Source organism: Serratia sp. HNCC26DJ206, assembly GCF_057180605.1.
Window position 1 is genome coordinate 159,071 of record NZ_JBXUGP010000006.1, and the last position, 19,657, is coordinate 178,727.

Consider the following 19,657-nt stretch of genomic DNA (forward strand, 5'->3'; position numbering starts at 1 on the left):
TTAATCACGCCCATCCTTGATGGCCTTGATAATGTTGGTTGTCGACAACCCATCTTCAAAGTTCAGCACTTTCACATCACCGCCGTTGGCCCAGACCTCGGCACTGCCAGCAATGTCCTGCGGCTTGTAGTCACCGCCTTTTACCAGTAAATCGGGCAGGATGTCGGCGATCAGGCGCTGCGGCGTATCTTCTTCAAACGACACCACCCAATCCACGGCCCCTAGGGCCCCCAGCACGATCATGCGGTTTTCCAGCGGGTTGATCGGGCGAGTTTCCCCTTTCAGGCGCTTGGTGGAAGCATCGCTGTTAACCGCGACGATCAGGCGATCGCCCAGCTTGCGGGCATTCGCCAAGTAGGACACGTGGCCAGCGTGCAGAATGTCGAAGATGCCGTTGGTCATTACCACTTTCTCGCCGCGTTGCCGAGCCTGCGCCACCGCATTTTTCAGTTCGGCTTCGGTCATCACGCCAAAACCAATCTCGGCACGGCCGCGAATGGCGTTTTCCAGCTCGATAGGTGAAACAGTCGAGGTTCCCAGCTTGCCCACCACCACGCCTGCGGCAGCGTTCGCCAGGAAACAGGACTCTTCCAGCGAGTTGCCCGCCGCCAGCGCCGCCGCCAGCACGCCAATCACCGTATCACCGGCACCGGTGACATCGAACACTTCCTGCGCCTGGGTCGGCAGATGCAACGGCGCATGGCCTGGCTGCAACAGCGTCATTCCCTGTTCTGAACGAGTGACCAGCAAAGCTGAAAGCGCGTAATCCGCCACCAGCTTCATGCCCCGCTCGACCAGCTCATCGTCATTTTTACAATGACCGACCACCGCTTCGAACTCAGACAGGTTTGGCGTCAGCAGCGTGGCCCCACGGTAACGTTCAAAGTCGGTGCCTTTCGGGTCGATCAGCACCGGCACTTTGGCCGCACGCGCCAAGGCGATCATGCCCTGCACTTTACTCAGCGCACCTTTGCCGTAGTCCGAGAGCACCAGTGCGCCAATCTGCGGCAACGCCTGCTGGATACGTTCCAGCATCGGCTGCGGATCAACGTCGGAGAAGCCCTCTTCGAAATCCAGGCGGATCAACTGCTGGTTGCGGGAAAGCACGCGCAGCTTGGTGATGGTCGGATGCGTCGGCACCGAGACAAAATCACAGCGCACGTTGACTTCGTTCAGCTTGGCGCTCAGCGCACGCGCCGCATCGTCAATACCGGTCAGCCCCACCAGGCGCGAATTGGCACCGAGTGACGCGATATTCATCGCGACGTTAGCCGCACCGCCGGGACGCTCTTCGATAGTATCTACCTTGACCACCGGCACCGGCGCTTCCGGTGAAATACGGCTGGTCGGCCCATACCAATAGCGATCCAACATGACGTCACCAACCACCAACACACCGGCGCGGCGAAAATCAGGCAGTGTAACTTTCATCCGATAACTCCAAACAAGTCATAAAAATAAATTCGGCAGATATTACCATAGGAGCCAGTAATACCGATTAACTTAACCATTTCTTCCAACTGGCACGCACCTGCTCGCGTTCGGCAACAAACAGCGCGTTGCTGACCTTGCTGGAGTGCTCCTGCAGTGCCAGATGGTGAATTTCATCACGCATGGTGACGTAGGCCTGGGTCAGCGCCCGCGCTTCCTGCTCCGGCATGATGTCGTAGTTGGCCATCAGCTCAAAGATGCGCACGTTATCCGACCAACGCGTCAGGCGTGGTTCTTCGCTCGCGTAACGTAAGACCAGATATTGGGCGATAAATTCGATATCGGTGATCCCATCTTCGTCCGCTTTGATATCAAACAGATCGCGCTGTTTATTGCCCAAATGGCTGCGCATTTTCTCGCGCATTTCGCGCACTTCCTGCTGCAATTTTTCTGCCTCACGCACTTTGCACAGGATCTCGTGGCGGATAACGTCAAACTGCCGATGCAATGCCGGATCGCCATACACAATACGTGCGCGCACCAGTGCCTGATGCTCCCAGGTCCAGGCCTCATTGTGCTGATAATCAGCGAAGGCCTCCACGGTGCTGACCAGCATTCCGGCGGCACCGGAAGGGCGCAGGCGCGCATCCACTTCGTAAAGAATGCCGGAAGAGGTGCGGGTGCTGAACAGATGCATCACACGCTGGGCCAAACGCAGATAGAACTGACGGCCATCGATGCAGCGAGCGCCATCGGTCATCACTTCCGGCGGGCAATCGAGCAGGAACACCAAGTCGAGATCGGAGCTGTAACCCAGTTCCCAACCTCCCAGTTTGCCGTAGCCGATCACCGCAAAACCGCGCCCTTCACGTTCATGCAGATGCGTCGGCTGGCCGTAACGCGCCACCATGTCTTTCCACGCCTGCTGCACCACCGCATCAATCATCGCTTCTGCCAGATAGGTTAAGTGATCGCTCACTTTCATCACCGGCAGCGCTTCGGCGATATCCGCAGCGGCAATACGCAGTTGTTGTGCCTGCTTGAACTGCCGCAGCGCTTCCAACTGCTGTTCTTCGTCGTCTTCCGGCACGCGCAGGCGGTATTGGCGCAGTTCACTGCGATAGGCATCCGGGGCCACCGGTTGATACAGCGTGGCGGTATCCAGCAGTTCATCCAGCAGCAACGGATAGCGCGCCAGTTGGCTGGTGACCATCGGCGAAGCCGCGCACAGGCGAATCAAATGGCTGAGGGCGGCGTGATATTCCACCAGCAGTTCAAGATAAGTGGTGCGGGTAACAATGCTCAGCAGCAGTTGGGTTAAGCGCACCAGCGCGGTGGGCGCATCGTTGCGCGGGCAGACTTCTGCCAGCAAGCGCGGCATCAGTTGATCCAGCACATCGCGGCCACGTGGGCCGATGGTGCGTTTGTCCACGTCGCGGCGGAATTCAGCGATCGTACGCAGCATCTGGCGGCGGGGTTCTTCGGTCAGATGTGGCGTCAGCGGAGCGAGTTCGTTTTCTTCCAGCTCATCCTGCCACAGGCTGTGATAGTGCTGATAGTTGGGATCTTCGCCTACGTCAGGGCTGTCGTCGCCAATCAGATCATCAAACACGGCGCGCACATGCTGCATATGCGTTTCCAGCGCCGCCATCAGTGACGGCCAGTCCGGCTGATCCATCCCCCAGGCGAGGCGTGCCTGATCCAACGCATCCTGCGGCAGCGTTTGTGTTTGCTGATCGGCAATGGCCTGCAACAGATTCTCCAGCCGCCGCAGGAACAGATAACTGGCGCTCAGATCCGCCACCTGCTGCGCTGTCAGCAGCCCCAGTTCGCCCACCGCCTGCAACGTGGGCAGCAGTGAACGCCCTTGTAGGCTAGGCTCACGCCCGCCACGAATCAGTTGGAATACCTGGGTGATAAATTCAATTTCCCGAATGCCACCAGCACCCAGCTTGATATTGTCCTTCAGCCCGCGCCGCCGCACTTCACGGGCGATCATGCCTTTCATATTGCGCAGCGACTGGATCACGCTGAAATCAATATAACGGCGGAATACGAACGGCCGCAGGGTGTTACGCAGTTCCTGGCTGTACGGATCTTCATCTCCGCCCATCAGGCGCGCTTTCACCATGGCGTAGCGCTCCCAGTCGCGCCCCTGCTCCTGATAATAGTCCTCCAGCGCGGCAAAGCTCATCACCAGCGGGCCGCTGTCGCCAAACGGCCGCAGGCGCATGTCAACCCGGTAGACAAAACCGTCGATGGTTTGCTGATCCAGCGCTTTGATCAGACGTTGCCCCAAACGGGTAAAGAACTGAGCGTTATCCAGCTCACGCCTGCCGCCTTGCGTCTGGCCGTTTTCCGGGTAGACGAAGATCAGATCGATATCCGAAGAGAAATTCAGCTCACCGCCGCCCAGCTTGCCCATCCCCAGGATCAGCAGCGGCTGCGGCACACCTGCGGCATTGCAGGGGGTGCCCCACTCACGGCAACAGGTCTGGTATAACCAATCGCGAGCGCTAACGATCAGCGTTTCCGCCAGCGCACTCAACTGCTGCAAGGTTTGTTCTGTGGTACAGAGCTGCTGGGCTTGTGCCCAAGCAATCCGCACTAGACTCTCACGGCGAAACAGGCGCAGAACCTGCATTAAGTGCGCTTCGTCGCGCACTTCTTCAAGTTCGTCCTGCAACCAGGCCGCATAGTGCTGCCACTCTTCAGGAACCGGTGGCTGTTGGCGCAACCTTGCCAACCATTCGGGGTGGTTGAGCAACATATCACTGACAAAATCGCTCGACGCCAAAACGCCCTGTTCCGCAGCGCTGAGCAGCATCCCAGCGCCTTGAGTTTCCTGAAATCGCTGCACGATGTTCTGTGCCTGAACCTGTAACGCAGCAGAGAGTGGCAACATAAGTGAGTGACCTATTCTGCGGCCTGCAAGCGAGCAGGCCCGCGGTGTGATTAACGAACTGCGCCGTTTAACCAGAACGGCGCATGGGATAAGGCCTGTTTGCGGCTGCCTTCATACCAGCCCTGACGGCGTTCCGCGACCGCCAGTTGCAGCTCGCGCCAGCTGTCAATGTACGGCCCGGATTCGCTGTCCGGGTAGGCACCGGAAAGCAGCATGAAAGCCAGCACCTGACGCGTCAAACGCGGCAACTGCTCCTGATATTCATCTTCATTTAGGGGGCGCGTAAAGGCTTCTTTCAGCTCGGCAGCGCTGCGCCCCAGCATGATATCGCTGAAACGCTTGAATGAACCATCCAGTTTGGCCTGCGCTTTGGCATCGACAAACGGCCGCCATGCGCCGGTAATCAACCATGATGTGAGCGCCAACTTACATTGCAGATACTCTGCGCTATAACACAGCACCTGCGGCTCGGTGGTTTTATCCTCCAGCAGCGGCTCAAGCGCCGTCAGGCGGGCGCGCAGATCGGCACTGGCCTTGCGCGGCACCAGGCCACCAAAAATCACCAGCGCCTGACGAATCAAGGCGATCGCTTCCATTACCGAGTGGCGTGCGTGCTTATCGCCACGCAGCCACAGCTCTTCGTGATACTGCCAGTGGCTCAGCGCCAGCTCAAAAGCGGCAACCATGCCTTGTTCCACCGTGGATTTGGCGGCCGGCTTCAGCACGGCCAGCGGACGACGCTCACGCTCGGCATTGCCCTGCGCCAGATGATAACCCCGCGCCGCTTTACTCAGGCTGCCCTGACGCAAGCCCCCCTGTTCCGCCAATACCGTTGCCAAGGCTAACAGATCGCTGGCCTGACCCTGTTTCAGTTCCAGCTCAAGCTCACACAGCGTTTCACTCAGTTCACCGGCATGAACTTCGCCCTGATCGAGCGCAATCTCAATCTCGCTTTCACCGTAAGTGACCACCCACTTTTCCCGCACAAAGTCAGTACGGAACAGCGGTTGCAGCGCCTTTTGCAATGGGGCCAGCTTGCAGCCTTCCGGCCAGATATCGGCAGGGAATTTTTTCAATGCCAACACTGGCTTGCTGATGGCAACGTTATATTCTGGCCGCTGATGCAGGCCGCCCACCACCGAACCCGCAGTTTTGATGGTCATTTCATAGCTGTCGTCAAAGCCACGAATACGCAGACCCATATCGTGGTTGCGCAGGAAGTTATCGGCGGTTTCAAAGTAAATATTGGTCAGCTTCTGCGGTGCAGAATGCTGATGCGGCCAAGCGGCCAGCCGAGCCGGGAGTGTGGCGATCGCTTCAGGGGAAACAATAAACTTCAGTTCTATTTCAACGCTCATAATTCTTCTGCACCAATAGGTTAGGCATTCCCGTGGATCTTCACGGCGGCGGAGTCACCGGCCATGAACTGCCCGACAACGCACAATGGCTATTATCTTACCGCGATTCCCCCCGGCTTGACTCTGCCGACTGTAGAAAAAACCTGTTAGGCTATAAAATGCCGCGCAACACAGAGAATCCATGATACTAAGAGTGTTCTTACTTCCGGCTTTAGCGTTGCACCATCTGACTGAACGCTCTACTATCATTCCATTAATTCACCTAAAAACGATTAACTCATGCAGAAATTACGCCTGATTTACCTTGCCGTGCTGAGCTTCAGCATCACTTGGGGCGCACATGCCGAAGATAAGCGCTATATCTCCGATGAATTAAATACTTATGTCCACAGTGGCCCCGGTACGCAATACCGTATTGTTGGCACCTTGAATGCGGGTGAAGAAGTCACGCTGCTGAGCGTGAACGAAAACAACACCTATGGCCAGATCCGTGACTCTAAAGGGCGCACCGTGTGGATCCAACTGGAGCAGTTGAGCCAGACGCCGAGCCTGCGGACTCAAGTGCCGGAACTGGAACAACAGGTGAAAACCCTGACCGACAAGCTGGCCAATATCGATAACAGCTGGAACCAGCGCACCGCCGAAATGCAGCAGAAAGTGGCCGCCAGCGACAGCACCATCAGTGGCTTGCGCCAAGAAAACCAGGATCTAAAAAATCAGCTGGTTGTCGCCCAGAAGAAGGTGAACGCGGTTAATCTGCAACTCGATGACAAACAGCGCACCATTATCCTGCAATGGTTCCTGTATGGCGGCGGCGTTGCCGGTGCTGGCCTGTTGCTTGGCCTGCTGCTTCCGCGCCTGGTTCCGCGCCGTAAAAATAATCGCTGGATGAACTGATCTCATTCTCAGCCAGCTCAGGCGCCTGCGGGCGCCATTTTTATGGGTTTCAGCATCAGCCCCCTAATTCATGTAAGCTGATCAAACCAGCTATCGAATACATTCAGGAGTTAAACCGTGAAGATTTACCTGGTCGGCGGCGCCGTTCGCGACAATCTGCTCAATATACCGGTGGTCGATCGCGACTGGGTGGTAGTCGGCGCTGAGCCTGCCGATCTGCTGGCGCGCGGCTACCAGCAGGTAGGTAAAGACTTCCCGGTATTTCTCAACCCAGAAACCCATGAAGAGTATGCGCTGGCGCGAACAGAACGCAAATCTGGCCAGGGTTATACCGGGTTTACCTGCTATGCCGCACCGGACGTAACGCTGGAAGAAGATCTGCTGCGGCGCGATCTCACTATTAATGCCATGGCACAAAGTGACGATGGCGAACTGGTCGACCCTTACCACGGCCAGGCCGATCTTGCGGCACGGGTCTTACGCCATGTTTCCGTTGCCTTTGGCGAAGATCCGTTGCGCGTACTGCGCGTGGCGCGTTTCGCGGCCCGTTTTGCCCATCTGGGCTTTACCGTCGCACCAGAAACCGCCGCACTGATGCAAAAGATGGCAGAGAGCGGCGAACTGGCGGCGCTGACGGCAGAACGCGTATGGAAAGAAACCGAAAAAGCGTTACAGAGCCAAAGCCCGCAGGTTTATTTCCAGGTATTGCGCGACTGTGGCGCGCTGAAGGTGCTGTTCCCAGAGATCGACGCGCTGTTTGGCGTCCCCGCGCCAGAAAAGTGGCACCCGGAGATCGATACCGGTGTGCATACCCTGATGACGCTGGCGATCGCCACGCAGCTCAGCCCTGAAGTAGATATCCGCTTTGCGGCACTGTGCCACGATCTCGGTAAGGGCAAAACGCCACCGGAGCTGTGGCCACATCACTATGGTCACGGGCCTGCCGGGGTCAAATTGGTTGAAGCCCTGTGCAAACGGCTGCGCGTGCCTAATCCCGTGCGCGAACTGGCCAAGCTGGTGGCTGAATACCACGATCTGATCCATACGGTGAATAAACTGCGCCCGGAAACTCTGCTGAAGCTGTTTGATGCCATCGACGTATGGCGTAAACCGCAACGGCTGGAACAGATGATCCTCTCCAGCGAGGCTGATGCCCGTGGCCGCACCGGTTTTGAAAACAACCCCTATCCACAGGGAGATTACCTGCGTGAGGCGTATCAAGTTGCCAACGCCGTGTCGATCAAAGAGGTGGTAGAAAGCGGCCTGCAAGGTTTAGCGATCCGCGATGAGCTTAAACGCCGTCGCCAACAGGCGCTGGCTGAATGGAAAAAAACGCAGGAACCGCAGGCCTAAGCCGGTTGTTCAGCTCCTCTTTCCCACTTTTGGGAAAGAGGAGCGGTCTAGCTTAAAAACCCTCCCTCACCAATGAATCACGGCTGATTTCAGCGATACTTTTCGCCCCGGTCAGCGTCATCGCCACGCACATCTCTTTTTTGATCAGATCGAGCAGGTTTTCCACCCCTGCCTGGCCTGCGGTTGCCAACGCATAGAGATAAGCGCGCCCCAGCAGTACGCTATCAGCGCCGAGTGCGATCATCCGTACCACGTCTAATCCGCTGCGCACTCCGCTATCGGCAAGGATGGTAATATCGCCCTTTACCGCATCGGCGATCATCGGCAACGCACGCGCCGAGGAGAGCACACCGTCCAACTGGCGGCCACCGTGGTTGGAAACCACAATGCCGTCGGCTCCAAAGCGCACGGCATCGCGCGCATCGTCAGCGTCGAGAATGCCTTTAATCACCATTGGCCCCTGCCAGAAATCGCGGATCCACTCCAGGTCACTCCACGAGATCGAAGGATCAAAGTTGGATCCCAGCCAGCCGATGTAATCTGCTAATCCGGTGGGTTTACCAAGATAGGTTGAGATATTCCCCAGATCGTGCGGACGCCCGTTCAAGCCAACATCCCACGCCCAGGCAGGATGGGTAACCGCTTGCCAATAGCGCCGCAGTGCAGCATGCGGGCCACTCATGCCCGAATGCGCATCGCGGTAACGAGCCCCCGGTATCGGCATATCCACGGTGAATACCAAGGTGGTACAACCGGCAGCTTTCGCACGCTCTAAGGCGTTACGCATAAATCCGCGATCTTTCAGTACATACAGTTGAAACCACATCGGGCGCTTAATGGCTGGCGTCACCTCTTCGATCGGGCACACGGAGACGGTAGAAAGCGTAAAAGGAATGCCTTTCTGCTCTGCGGCCCGCGCGGCCTGCACTTCGCCACGGCGAGCGTACATGCCGCACAGCCCTACCGGACCCAGAGCGACAGGCATTGATAAGGTTTCGTTAAACAGTTTGGTTTCCAGGCTGAGCGCCGACATGTTTTTCAGAACACGCTGCCTTAGCGCCACCTGCGCCAGATCTTCTACGTTGCGCCGCAAAGTATGCTCGGCGTAAGCGCCACCATCGATGTAATGAAACAGGAACGGTGGCAGTTTACGTTGTGCCGCAGCGCGGTAGTCGCTGGCTGCTGAGATAATCATGAAACGATCTCCCTTATTACAGTGAATTTTCATCTGGCAGGCGGGTAATGCGCGCCAGCCTAGCCTCATCTTCATGCAGGCTTTTAATGGTGGAATGAACAAATCCCAGATGGGATTTCGCCGCCTTGCCCGCGCGCTCGGGGTCACCGGCCAAAATAGCCTGTAGCATTTCCTCATGCTGTTCAGTCAACCGCGTGAAAATGGTCGGCACGGTATACATACGCTGGCGGCTATGCATGACGGAGGACTGCATTAAATCGAAAAAACCGCGCATGGTTTGCAGTAAGACCACGTTGTGTGAAGCTTCAGCAATCGCCAAGTGGAAACGTACATCCGCCTGCGCCGCCAGATCAGGGTTATCGCTCTCCTTAAACTCTAACGTAGCATCAAAACAAGCCTGCAACTTCTCCTTGTCTGCGGCAGTGGCACGCATCGCCGCGTGCCAAGCGGTGCTGGCCTCAATAGCGTGGCGGGCTTCCAGAATGTCGTAGCGATAGTCAGGATCGTCGGCCACCAAGGTTCTCAGCGGCTCCACGATGCTTTGCTCCGACCAAGGGGAAAGCTCGTCGCAAACATAGGTGCCGCCGCCGCGTCGGCTGATGAGCACCTTTTCGCTGATCAGCTTTTGGATCGCTTCGCGCAAAGAAGAACGCGAGACGCCCACCTCGTTGGCCAACTGGCGTTCGGCGGGCAAACGCATACCCGCCTCCAGTTTACGTTCGTGAATCATCGCCTTAAGGCGCTCAGCCAAGCGATCGGCCAAGCGCGGTGGATGAGACGCGGTCATGGGATCATCCACGTCAGCCAGTAGGCCTGTAGCGTGGTGATCACCCCCACCATGCAGGTGAAGATCAGGCTGTGCTTTACCGTAAAGCGGAACAGGTCTGACTCTTTCCCCACCAAGCCAACGGCGGCGCAGGCGATGGCGATAGACTGTGGCGAAATCATTTTCCCGGTGACCCCGCCGGTGGTGTTAGCCGCCACCAGCAACACATCCGAAACGCCAATCTGCTGCGCAGTGGTGGCTTGCAGGGCGGCGAACAGCGCGTTGGACGAGGTATCAGAACCGGTAAGAAACACCCCCAACCAGCCAAGGAACGGCGAGAAAAAGGTGAACGCCTTGCCAGTATGCGCTAATGCCAACGCCAGCGTTGCCGACAAGCCGGAATAGTTAGAAATAAAAGCAAAGGCCAGCACCATGCCGATGGAATAAATCGGCAGCGCCAACGACTTTATTGTTTCAGCGAACGTAGTGACCGCGTCTTTCGGCTTCATCCGCAGGTAGGTCACCGAGGCGATCGCCGCAACCATAATCGCGGTGCCGGTAGCCGAGAACCAGTCAAGTTTGAACACCGCGGCGTAGGGCGTGATCTCTGCCACCACCGGTGGCACTTTCGCCACCAGCTTATCCAGGAATGGCACCGGGAAATTGAACACCCAATCTTGTAACGCGCCGCCTTTGGCAAATAGCGCTTTAAACGGTGGAATGCTCCACAAGGTGACCGTGGCAGTCAGGAAAATAAACGGCATCCAGGCACGAATAATCTGCCCTAGCGTATAGCCGTGCTGCGTCAACGTTGGCTCGGTAGCCGGGCCTTCAGCGTCCTCAAAACGGAAAATGCGTTTTGGCTGCCAAACGCGCAGAAACAGCGTCAGGCACACCAGTGAAACCAGCGAGGAGATGATGTCTGGCAGTTCCGGCCCAAGAAAGTTGGAGCTGAGATACTGCGCCAAGGCAAAGCTCCCGCCAGCCACCACCACCGCAGGCCAGGTTTCTTTGATACCGCGCCAGCCGTCCATAATCGCCATGATCCAGAACAGCACGATGATCGTCAGGAACGGCAATTGACGCCCAACCATCTGGCCGATCTCGAAGCTGTCCAGCCCGGTGACCTGACCAGCCACGATAATCGGGATCCCCATCGCGCCGAAAGCCACCGGCGCGGTGTTAACGATCAGGCAAAGCCCCGCCGCATACAGCGGATTAAAACCCAGCCCAACCAGCAACGCAGCGGTAATGGCTACCGGCGCGCCAAACCCGGCGGCCCCTTCCAGAAATGCGCCAAAACAGAAGCCGACGATCAACATCTGTAAACGTTGATCGGGGGTGATCGAAAGAATCGAAGAGCGAATGATGTCAAACTGCCCGGTCTTAACCGAGATTTTGTAGACAAACACCGCCGCGATAATGATCCACGCAATCGGCCATAGCCCGTAGAAAAAGCCGTAAACCACTGCGGCGATCGCACGGTCAATGGGCATGCGGTACAGGAATAACGCCACCAGCAGGGCAATCCCCACGGTGAATGTGGCAGCAATGTGCCCCTTGAGTTTGAGTTTAATCAGAGCAAAGAAGAAAAACAGAATAGGCAGCGCTGCGATCAGGCTCGACAGCCAGATATTACCAATAGGATCATAAACTTGTTGCCAGGCTTGCATGCAGGTATCTCCAGCGATTTTTTCGCACTTATCCCCGCTTAATTGGTCCGACCAATATAGTGGAGTAATATATTTGATATGCGATAGTTAATTTACTGTTAATGACATGCAATGCTTATGTACTGTATTTTGCTATTTTGTGTAGAAGATTCACATTTCTTATTGATTGGTAGGACCAAACGGCGAGAAAGAGGGGGATTCAATCTGAGAATAGTGGGCAAAGCCCACTATTCAGACTGCTGGCAAAGTCAGATATTAGGGAGAGCGTGCCGAAGGGGCGCTAGGCCCAGGTATCTCGGGTTCAAAAGCGACTTTGTCATCAGTTTCACTATTAAAATTATGGTTATTACATAAACACCATGTACACCACGGCCGCAACAATAAAGCGATAAATGGCAAACGGCACAAACGAAATACGCTTGATCAGTTGCAGGAAGGTTTTAATCGCGATCAACGCAACGACGAAGGCGGTAATAAAACCGACGGCGAACATCGGCAAATCACCCAGCGTCAGGAAGTGCAGGCTCTTGTACAGATCCAGCGCGCTGGCCCCCATCATCATCGGCACCGCCAGGATAAAGGAAAACTCAGACGCCGCGTAACGGCTCACGCCCACCAGCATACCGCCGGAAATGGTGGCACCTGAACGGGAAAAGCCCGGCCACAGCGCCAAACACTGGAAGCAACCGATGGCAAATGCCTGACGGTAAGTGATGTCATCCAGCCCCACTGCCGGAGGATTCTTCGGCTTCAGCCATTCAGCCACCAGCAGCAACACACCACCAACAACCAGCGCATACATCACGTTCTTCGGTTCAAACAGCGATTTGATAAAGTCGTGAAACGCCAACCCCATCACCACCGCCGGGATCATCGCCAACAGAATATGGCTCAGCTTTAAGCGCCCGGCCGTTTTACCTTCATGCTCCACCGGCTTGCCGCCGAAATGAATGCCGATCAGGCCAAACAGGCGACGCCAGAACACCACCACTACCGCCAGAATCGATCCCAATTGGATGATCACTTCGAAGGTTTTGGCTTTATCGCCGGTAAAACCCAGCCATTCACCGACGATAATCATATGCCCGGTAGAGGAAACCGGCAGGAATTCGGTCAACCCTTCAACCACCCCAAGAACAAACGCTACAAACAACGAATGCATGTCAGCCATGATCCCGTCTTACCCCATGTCAAGTTAAAGGCTCTATACCCCATCGTTTTCAAATCACAGCCCATATACCCTTGATACTTCAAGTTGCTTGGGTGTTGGCTGCCTTCACTCACCCCGGTCACTTACTTGAGTAAGCTCCTGGGGATTCGTTCAGTTGCCGCCTGCAAGCAACTCGAATTATTTTGGGTATACGCACAACCAACCATTGAAAAATCAAGGAGATAAACGTAAAAAAGCGGCAGTGCTCAATACATTGCCGCTTCAACCAATATTATCTACCGCTCAGAATAACCTTTCTGCGTTGCATCTGGATGACAATCACACACCACGCGTGCCACGTTCAATGATCACACCAACCCGGTTGGCCTGTGCAACCGCTCCCGGCTTGCTGACCTTAATACGGACCCACGGAGATTTAAAGCGCTGTAGTAAAATTTCGGATACCTCCTCTGCCACACGCTCCACCAGCGCAAAACGCTTCGGCTGCACATGCTGAATGATCGCATCGCTGATATCCGCATAGCTCAGGCAATGGTTCACATCGTCACTGGCCGCCGCTTGGCGGTTATCCCAAGCCATTTCGATATCGAACACCAGCTTCTGCTGAATGGTTTGTTCCCAGTCATAAACGCCAATGGTGGTGATTACGGTAAGCTCTTCGATAAATACGATATCCATCACGTCATTCTCAGTTTTTGGCCCTGCCGGATACCACTTCCAGCGGAATGTGCGTATTATCCATAGATATTGCGAGTAAAACGACCATTATTAAACGGAACCGCGTTATGAGTGCTACCGCGCTTGGCATGATTATCTTCGCGTATCTGTGTGGCTCAATTTCCAGTGCGATCCTGGTTTGCCGGATCGCCAGGCTGCCAGATCCGCGTGAACATGGATCAGGAAATCCCGGGGCGACCAACGTCCTGCGCATTGGTGGCAAGCTAGCCGCAGCAACCGTGCTGGTCTTTGATATTCTGAAAGGGATGTTGCCGGTCTGGCTGGCCTACGTACTGAATGTTCCACCGCTGTACCTTGGCCTGACGGCGATCGCCGCCTGCCTCGGCCATATTTACCCGGTGTTTTTTCACTTTCGCGGTGGCAAAGGGGTTGCTACCGCCTTTGGTGCCATCGCCCCGATCGGCTGGGATCTCACCGGCCTGATGACCGGCACCTGGCTGCTGACGGTGCTGCTGAGTGGATACTCCTCGCTGGGCGCGATCGTCAGTGCGTTGATCGCTCCGTTCTACGTCTGGTGGTTCAAACCCCAGTTTACCTTCCCGGTCGCGATGCTTTCATGCCTGATCCTGATGCGCCATCACGATAACATCCAGCGCCTGTGGCGCGGGCAGGAAGGCAAGATCTGGGGTAAGCTCCGCAAGAAAAAAGCAGATGCCGTGGAACAGAAAGAGCATCAAGAAGAATAATTAAGGGCCGGAGATTTCCGGCCCTTGGCTTTTATACTGCAGGCAATTCCGCCAACGGCCAACGTGGGCGCACAGAAACGCTCAGTTCAGGATTAGCACCGCTTTTTAGCCGTATCAGCCCCGCATAGGCGATCATCGCACCGTTATCGGTACAAAATTCCGGGCGGGCATAGAACACTTCCCCGCCGCGTTTTTTCATCATTTCAGCCAATTTGGCGCGCAATGTGCGGTTGGCGCTCACGCCACCAGCCATCACCAGACGTTTAAATCCGGTTTGCTCCAGCGCACGTTTGCATTTGATCGCCAAGGTATCCACCACCGCATCCTCAAACGCGCGGGCGATGTCGGCACGCGTCTGATCGTCGTTACCGTTGGAGCGGATAGTATTGGCGGCAAAGGTCTTCAACCCGGAGAAGCTGAAATCCAGCCCGGGGCGATCGGTCATCGGGCGCGGGAAAGTAAAACGCCCTTCGGTGCCCTGCTGTGCCATTTTAGCCAACATCGGGCCACCGGGATAATCCAACCCCAGCAGTTTGGCGGTTTTATCGAAAGCTTCGCCGGCCGCATCGTCAATGGATTCCCCCAATAATGCGTATTCGCCGATGCCGGTCACGCTGATGAGCTGGGTATGTCCACCAGACACCAGCAGCGCCACAAACGGGAACGCCGGAGGATTATCTTCCAACATAGGCGCCAACAGATGGCCTTCCATATGATGCACTGGCACCGCAGGCACGTTCCAGGCAAACGCCAGTGCGCGGCCAATAGTCGCCCCCACCAGCAACGCCCCCACCAGGCCAGGACCTGCGGTATACGCCACGCCGTCGATGTCTGCGGCGGTCAGGTTCGCTTCTTTCAGCGCTGCCTGGATCAGCGGCACGGTTTTACGCACGTGATCGCGAGAAGCCAGCTCCGGCACCACGCCGCCGTAATCGGCATGCAGTTTCACCTGGCTGTAGAGTTGGTTGGCTAATAAACCGGCTTGATCGTCATACACTGCAATTCCGGTTTCATCGCAGGAGGTTTCTATACCCAATACTCGCATTACATTTCCCATCATTCACGTGCGGCCGCCAGTTTACCATAATTGCGACCATTTACCGCCACTGTACGCTATGTCGATGATTCACAAAGACGCAGCGGGAACAATTAAAAACAAGCAATTCTCCCTGATTAGTCTATAATCCACGACCAATGCATAATTGCGCGAGTTTGCCGGAACGTGGCATGTTTCAATTTGCTATGGTGCTTTACAAAGCAGCATCCATTGAAGTAAAATTCCGCACCATTTTGAAAAGGCTGGCGCTTGGCCAGCAGCAAACCGAATTCCATTGAGGTGAGAGGCACATGCCGGTAATTAAAGTACGTGAAAACGAGCCATTTGACGTTGCACTGCGTCGTTTCAAGCGTTCCTGCGAAAAAGCAGGTGTTTTAGCTGAAGTTCGTCGTCGTGAGTTCTATGAAAAACCGACTACCGAACGTAAACGCGCTAAAGCTTCTGCTGTAAAACGTCACGCGAAGAAATTGGCTCGCGAAAACGCACGCCGCACTCGTCTGTATTAATCCTTCGGGGGTAACCCCACCGCGTGATTTTTTCTTTTCCAAGAACACGCAGACTGAGTAGTTGCATACGAAGGCCGTGCTTTCCGAAAGGAATGCGCGGCTTGTTCTCGTTTATAAGCAATCGAACAGGGGCTTATGGCTGGACGAATTCCGCGTGTATTTATCAATGACTTGCTGGCTCGCACCGACATCGTCGATCTGATCGACGCCCGGGTAAAGCTCAAGAAGCAAGGCAAGAATTATCACGCGTGCTGTCCGTTCCACCACGAAAAAACGCCTTCATTCACCGTTAATGGCGAAAAACAGTTTTATCACTGTTTTGGTTGTGGTGCGCACGGCAACGCCGTTGATTTCCTGATGAATTACGACAGGCTCGAGTTTGTCGAAACCATCGAGGAATTGGCCACCATGAACGGGCTGGAAGTGCCTTACGAGGCAGGTACCGGGCCGACGCAGATTGAGCGCCATCAGCGCCAGAGTCTTTACCAACTGATGGAACAGCTTAGCGCGTTCTATCAACAGTCACTGCATCAATCCAACGGTGCGCAGGCGCGCGATTACCTGCAACAACGTGGGCTGAGTGAGCAGGTTATCCAGCATTTTGCCATCGGTTTTGCACCTGCCGGTTGGGATAATGCGTTAAAACGCTTTGGCCGCGACGCCGACAGCCGTGCAGCATTGAACGATGCCGGAATGTTGGTGACTAACGATCAGGGCCGTACATACGATCGTTTCCGTGAACGTGTCATGTTTCCCATTCGCGACAAACGCGGGCGGGTGATCGCCTTTGGTGGCCGCGTGTTGGGCGACGGTATGCCAAAATACCTGAACTCGCCGGAGACCGAAGTATTCCACAAGGGCCGCCAGTTGTACGGCCTGTATGAAGCACAACAGAGCCACCCTACCCTGCAGCGTTTGCTGGTGGTGGAAGGCTACATGGACGTGGTGGCGCTAGCGCAGTACGGCATCGATTATGCCGTCGCCTCACTCGGAACCTCGACCACGGCGGAACATATTCAGCTCCTGTTCCGCGCCACCGATCAGGTTGTCTGCTGTTATGACGGCGACAGAGCCGGTCGCGAAGCGGCCTGGCGCGCACTGGAAACCGCACTGCCCTATCTCAACGACGGGCGCCAGTTGCGGTTTATGTTTTTGCCTGACGGCGAAGACCCGGACACGTTAGTCCGTAAAGAAGGCAAAGACGCATTCGAACAACGGATGGAGCTGGCGCAGCCGCTTTCCACTTTTCTGTTCGAAACGTTGATGCCACAGGTCGATCTGAGCAGCCCGGATGGCCGCGCCAAGCTGAGCACGCTGGCATTGCCGTTGATTACTCAGGTACCGGGCGAAACCTTACGCCTGTATCTGCGCCAACAGCTCGGCAGCAAGTTGGGCCTATTGGATGACAGCCAGCTCGACAAGCTGATGCCCAAGCAGGCTGAAAATGCGAATAATTATCAGGTGCCCCAGCTAAAACGCACAACCATGCGTATACTGATAGGGTTACTGGTACAAAACCCGCGTTTGGCTACACTTATCCCTTCACTGGAAGGATTAGAGCAGACCAAACAGGCAGGACTGCCGCTGTTTGTTGAACTGGTGCAAACCTGCCTGGCGCAACCTGGCCTGACAACTGGCCAATTGCTGGAGCTGTATCGCGACAACAAATTCAGCCAGCAGCTTGAAACCTTGGCGACCTGGAACCATATGATCGTTGAGGATATGGTTGAACAGACCTTTTTAGATACGTTGGCCAGCCTGTATGACTCGGTGCTAGAGCAGCGGCTGGAAACACTGATCGCCCAGGCCAGAACACACGGTCTGAGCCCTGAAGAACGTGAAGAAGTTCGTTCACTGAACCAGGTGTTAGCGAAGAAAAACTGAATACCAAACGGCTTAAGTGCCGATAAATGCGAGGGTCAAACCCTGCAATATGCCGCCATAGTGGGCCGCGGCAACAACTAAAACGCCCCAAATGCTATTGTTGGCGGTTTCGCCGACCGACACCAACCCAAATACTCTGAAGTGTGGATACCGTCTTATGGAGCAAAACCCGCAGTCACAGCTAAAGCTACTTGTCACCCGTGGTAAGGAGCAAGGCTATCTGACCTATGCTGAGGTCAATGACCATCTGCCGGAAGATATCGTCGACTCTGACCAGATCGAAGACATCATCCAGATGATTAACGACATGGGCATTCAGGTACTGGAAGAGGCACCGGACGCCGACGACCTGTTGCTTGCTGAAAACTCAAACAACACAGACGAAGACGCGGAAGAAGCTGCAGCTCAGGTGCTCTCAAGCGTTGAATCTGAGATTGGCCGTACCACCGACCCGGTGCGCATGTACATGCGTGAAATGGGTACCGTTGAACTGCTGACGCGCGAAGGCGAAATCGACATCGCCAAGCGCATCGAAGACGGTATTAATCAGGTACAGTGCTCCGTAGCCGAGTACCCTGAAGCCATTACTTATCTGCTGGAACAGTACGATCGCGTCGAAGCAGGTGAAGCTCGCCTGTCCGATCTGATCACCGGCTTCGTCGATCCCAACGCGGAAGAAGATATTGCCCCAACCGCCACGCACATCGGTTCCGAATTAACGACCGAAGAGCAGAATGACGACGACGAAGACGAAGATGAAGAAGACGATGCTGAAGATGACAACAGCATCGATCCAGAACTGGCGCGTCAGAAATTCGCCGATCTGCGCGATCAGTACGAAGCGACCCGTCTGATGATCAAAAAGAACGGCCGCAGCCACGCCAGCGCAGCAGAAGAGATCCTGAAGCTGTCTGAAGTGTTCAAGCAGTTCCGCTTGGTGCCAAAGCAGTTCGACTTCCTGGTCAACAGCATGCGTATCATGATGGATCGCGTTCGTACTCAAGAGCGCCTCATCATGAAGCTGTGCGTTGAACAGTGCAAAATGCCGAAGAAAAACTTCGTCACTCTGTTTGCCGGTAACGAAACCAGCACCACTTGGTTCGAAGCGGCACTGGCAATGGCTAAGCCATGGTCAGAAAAACTGAAAGACGTCAGTGATGATGTACAGCGCAGCTTGCAGAAACTACGTCAGATCGAAGAAGAAACCGGCCTGACCATCGAGCAGGTAAAAGACATCAACCGTCGCATGTCGATCGGCGAAGCAAAAGCCCGCCGTGCGAAGAAAGAGATGGTTGAAGCCAACCTGCGTCTGGTTATCTCGATCGCCAAAAAATACACCAACCGTGGTTTGCAGTTCCTGGACCTGATTCAGGAAGGCAACATCGGCCTGATGAAAGCGGTAGATAAGTTCGAATACCGTCGTGGTTATAAGTTCTCGACTTACGCCACCTGGTGGATCCGTCAGGCGATCACCCGTTCTATCGCCGATCAGGCGCGTACCATCCGTATTCCGGTGCATATGATTGAGACCATCAACAAACTCAACCGTATTTCGCGCCAGATGCTGCAAGAGATGGGCCGCGAACCAACGCCGGAAGAGCTGGCTGAACGTATGCTGATGCCGGAAGACAAAATCCGCAAAGTGCTGAAGATCGCCAAAGAGCCGATCTCCATGGAAACGCCGATCGGTGATGATGAAGATTCACATCTGGGCGATTTCATCGAGGATACTACCCTCGAGTTACCGTTGGATTCTGCCACCTCTGAAAGCCTGCGTTCTGCAACGCACGACGTTCTGGCTGGCCTGACCGCACGTGAAGCGAAAGTGCTGCGCATGCGTTTCGGTATCGATATGAACACTGACCACACGCTGGAAGAAGTGGGTAAACAGTTCGACGTTACCCGTGAGCGTATTCGTCAGATCGAAGCCAAAGCGTTGCGTAAACTGCGCCACCCAAGCCGTTCAGAAGTGCTGCGCAGCTTCCTGGATGACTAAGGTTCGCTGATACGGTCTGAAACCCCGGCTTGCCGGGGTTT

Annotated in this window: 15 protein-coding genes; 6 read left to right on the top strand and 9 right to left on the bottom strand. The window is 55.4% G+C overall.

What is annotated here, in order from left to right; all coding sequences use genetic code 11:
- From hldE to AC2A1E_RS05995, 3 genes are all read right to left on the bottom strand, one after another.
- Entirely contained in the window at positions 1–1,431 is a 1,431-nt protein-coding gene (hldE, locus tag AC2A1E_RS05985; protein WP_484383006.1) for a bifunctional D-glycero-beta-D-manno-heptose-7-phosphate kinase/D-glycero-beta-D-manno-heptose 1-phosphate adenylyltransferase HldE, read from the bottom strand.
- A 67-nt stretch (positions 1,432–1,498) separates the two neighbouring features.
- Positions 1,499–4,336 (bottom strand): bifunctional [glutamate--ammonia ligase]-adenylyl-L-tyrosine phosphorylase/[glutamate--ammonia-ligase] adenylyltransferase, encoded by a 2,838-nt coding sequence (gene glnE / locus AC2A1E_RS05990; RefSeq protein WP_484383007.1) that lies wholly within the window; start codon positions 4,334–4,336, stop codon positions 1,499–1,501.
- Positions 4,337–4,386: 50 nt separating this feature from the next.
- Positions 4,387–5,694, bottom strand: coding sequence for a CYTH domain-containing protein (locus tag AC2A1E_RS05995; RefSeq protein ID WP_484383008.1), 1,308 nt, complete (start codon positions 5,692–5,694; stop codon positions 4,387–4,389).
- Between the two features lie 279 nt (positions 5,695–5,973).
- On the opposite strand from AC2A1E_RS05995, the gene AC2A1E_RS06000 reads away from it, so the two are divergent.
- Together AC2A1E_RS06000 and AC2A1E_RS06005 are read left to right on the top strand one after the other, a co-directional pair.
- Positions 5,974–6,591, top strand: a complete 618-nt coding sequence (locus AC2A1E_RS06000; protein ID WP_459400057.1) for a TIGR04211 family SH3 domain-containing protein — start codon at positions 5,974–5,976, stop codon at positions 6,589–6,591.
- 117 nt (positions 6,592–6,708) lie between these two features.
- A complete protein-coding gene (locus AC2A1E_RS06005; protein WP_484383009.1) occupies positions 6,709–7,944 on the top strand; it encodes a multifunctional CCA addition/repair protein in 1,236 nt (411 codons plus the stop codon).
- Between the two features lie 52 nt (positions 7,945–7,996).
- Here the strand turns inward: AC2A1E_RS06005 and lldD are convergent, their stop codons facing one another.
- The 5 genes from lldD to folB form a co-directional block, all read right to left on the bottom strand.
- Positions 7,997–9,139: an FMN-dependent L-lactate dehydrogenase LldD gene (lldD, locus tag AC2A1E_RS06010; protein ID WP_484383010.1), complete on the bottom strand. Its 1,143-nt coding sequence runs from the start codon at positions 9,137–9,139 to the stop codon at positions 7,997–7,999.
- Positions 9,140–9,155: 16 nt separating this feature from the next.
- Positions 9,156–9,926, bottom strand: coding sequence for a transcriptional regulator LldR (lldR, locus tag AC2A1E_RS06015; RefSeq protein ID WP_484383011.1), 771 nt, complete (start codon positions 9,924–9,926; stop codon positions 9,156–9,158).
- Positions 9,923–11,578, bottom strand: a complete 1,656-nt coding sequence (lldP, locus tag AC2A1E_RS06020) for an L-lactate permease (protein WP_484383012.1) — start codon at positions 11,576–11,578, stop codon at positions 9,923–9,925. The genes lldR and lldP overlap by 4 nt, the downstream gene beginning before the upstream one ends.
- A 346-nt stretch (positions 11,579–11,924) precedes the next feature.
- Positions 11,925–12,749, bottom strand: a complete 825-nt coding sequence (bacA, locus tag AC2A1E_RS06025) for an undecaprenyl-diphosphate phosphatase (protein WP_484383013.1) — start codon at positions 12,747–12,749, stop codon at positions 11,925–11,927.
- Between the two features lie 318 nt (positions 12,750–13,067).
- The gene (gene folB / locus AC2A1E_RS06030) at positions 13,068–13,427 is read right to left on the bottom strand and encodes a bifunctional dihydroneopterin aldolase/7,8-dihydroneopterin epimerase (RefSeq protein ID WP_484383014.1); all 360 of its coding nucleotides are present in this window, start codon (positions 13,425–13,427) and stop codon (positions 13,068–13,070) included.
- A gap of 107 nt (positions 13,428–13,534) precedes the next feature.
- Between folB and plsY the strand changes: the two genes are divergently transcribed.
- Complete coding sequence (gene plsY, locus AC2A1E_RS06035; protein WP_484383015.1) at positions 13,535–14,173, top strand: glycerol-3-phosphate 1-O-acyltransferase PlsY; 639 nt, start codon at positions 13,535–13,537, stop codon at positions 14,171–14,173.
- A gap of 31 nt (positions 14,174–14,204) precedes the next feature.
- On the opposite strand, the gene tsaD is transcribed toward plsY, so the two are convergent.
- Positions 14,205–15,218: a tRNA (adenosine(37)-N6)-threonylcarbamoyltransferase complex transferase subunit TsaD gene (gene tsaD / locus AC2A1E_RS06040; protein WP_484383016.1), complete on the bottom strand. Its 1,014-nt coding sequence runs from the start codon at positions 15,216–15,218 to the stop codon at positions 14,205–14,207.
- 302 nt (positions 15,219–15,520) lie between these two features.
- Between tsaD and rpsU the strand changes: the two genes are divergently transcribed.
- From rpsU to rpoD, 3 genes are all read left to right on the top strand, one after another.
- Positions 15,521–15,736, top strand: a complete 216-nt coding sequence (gene rpsU, locus AC2A1E_RS06045; protein ID WP_001144069.1) for a 30S ribosomal protein S21 — start codon at positions 15,521–15,523, stop codon at positions 15,734–15,736.
- A 135-nt stretch (positions 15,737–15,871) separates the two neighbouring features.
- Positions 15,872–17,620 carry a DNA primase gene (gene dnaG, locus AC2A1E_RS06050; protein WP_484383017.1) on the top strand — a complete coding sequence of 583 codons (1,749 nt, stop codon included), beginning with the start codon at positions 15,872–15,874 and terminating at the stop codon, positions 17,618–17,620.
- Positions 17,621–17,777: 157 nt separating this feature from the next.
- Positions 17,778–19,616 carry an RNA polymerase sigma factor RpoD gene (gene rpoD, locus AC2A1E_RS06055; RefSeq protein ID WP_459400066.1) on the top strand — a complete coding sequence of 613 codons (1,839 nt, stop codon included), beginning with the start codon at positions 17,778–17,780 and terminating at the stop codon, positions 19,614–19,616.
- The last annotated feature ends 41 nt before the right edge of the window (positions 19,617–19,657 follow it).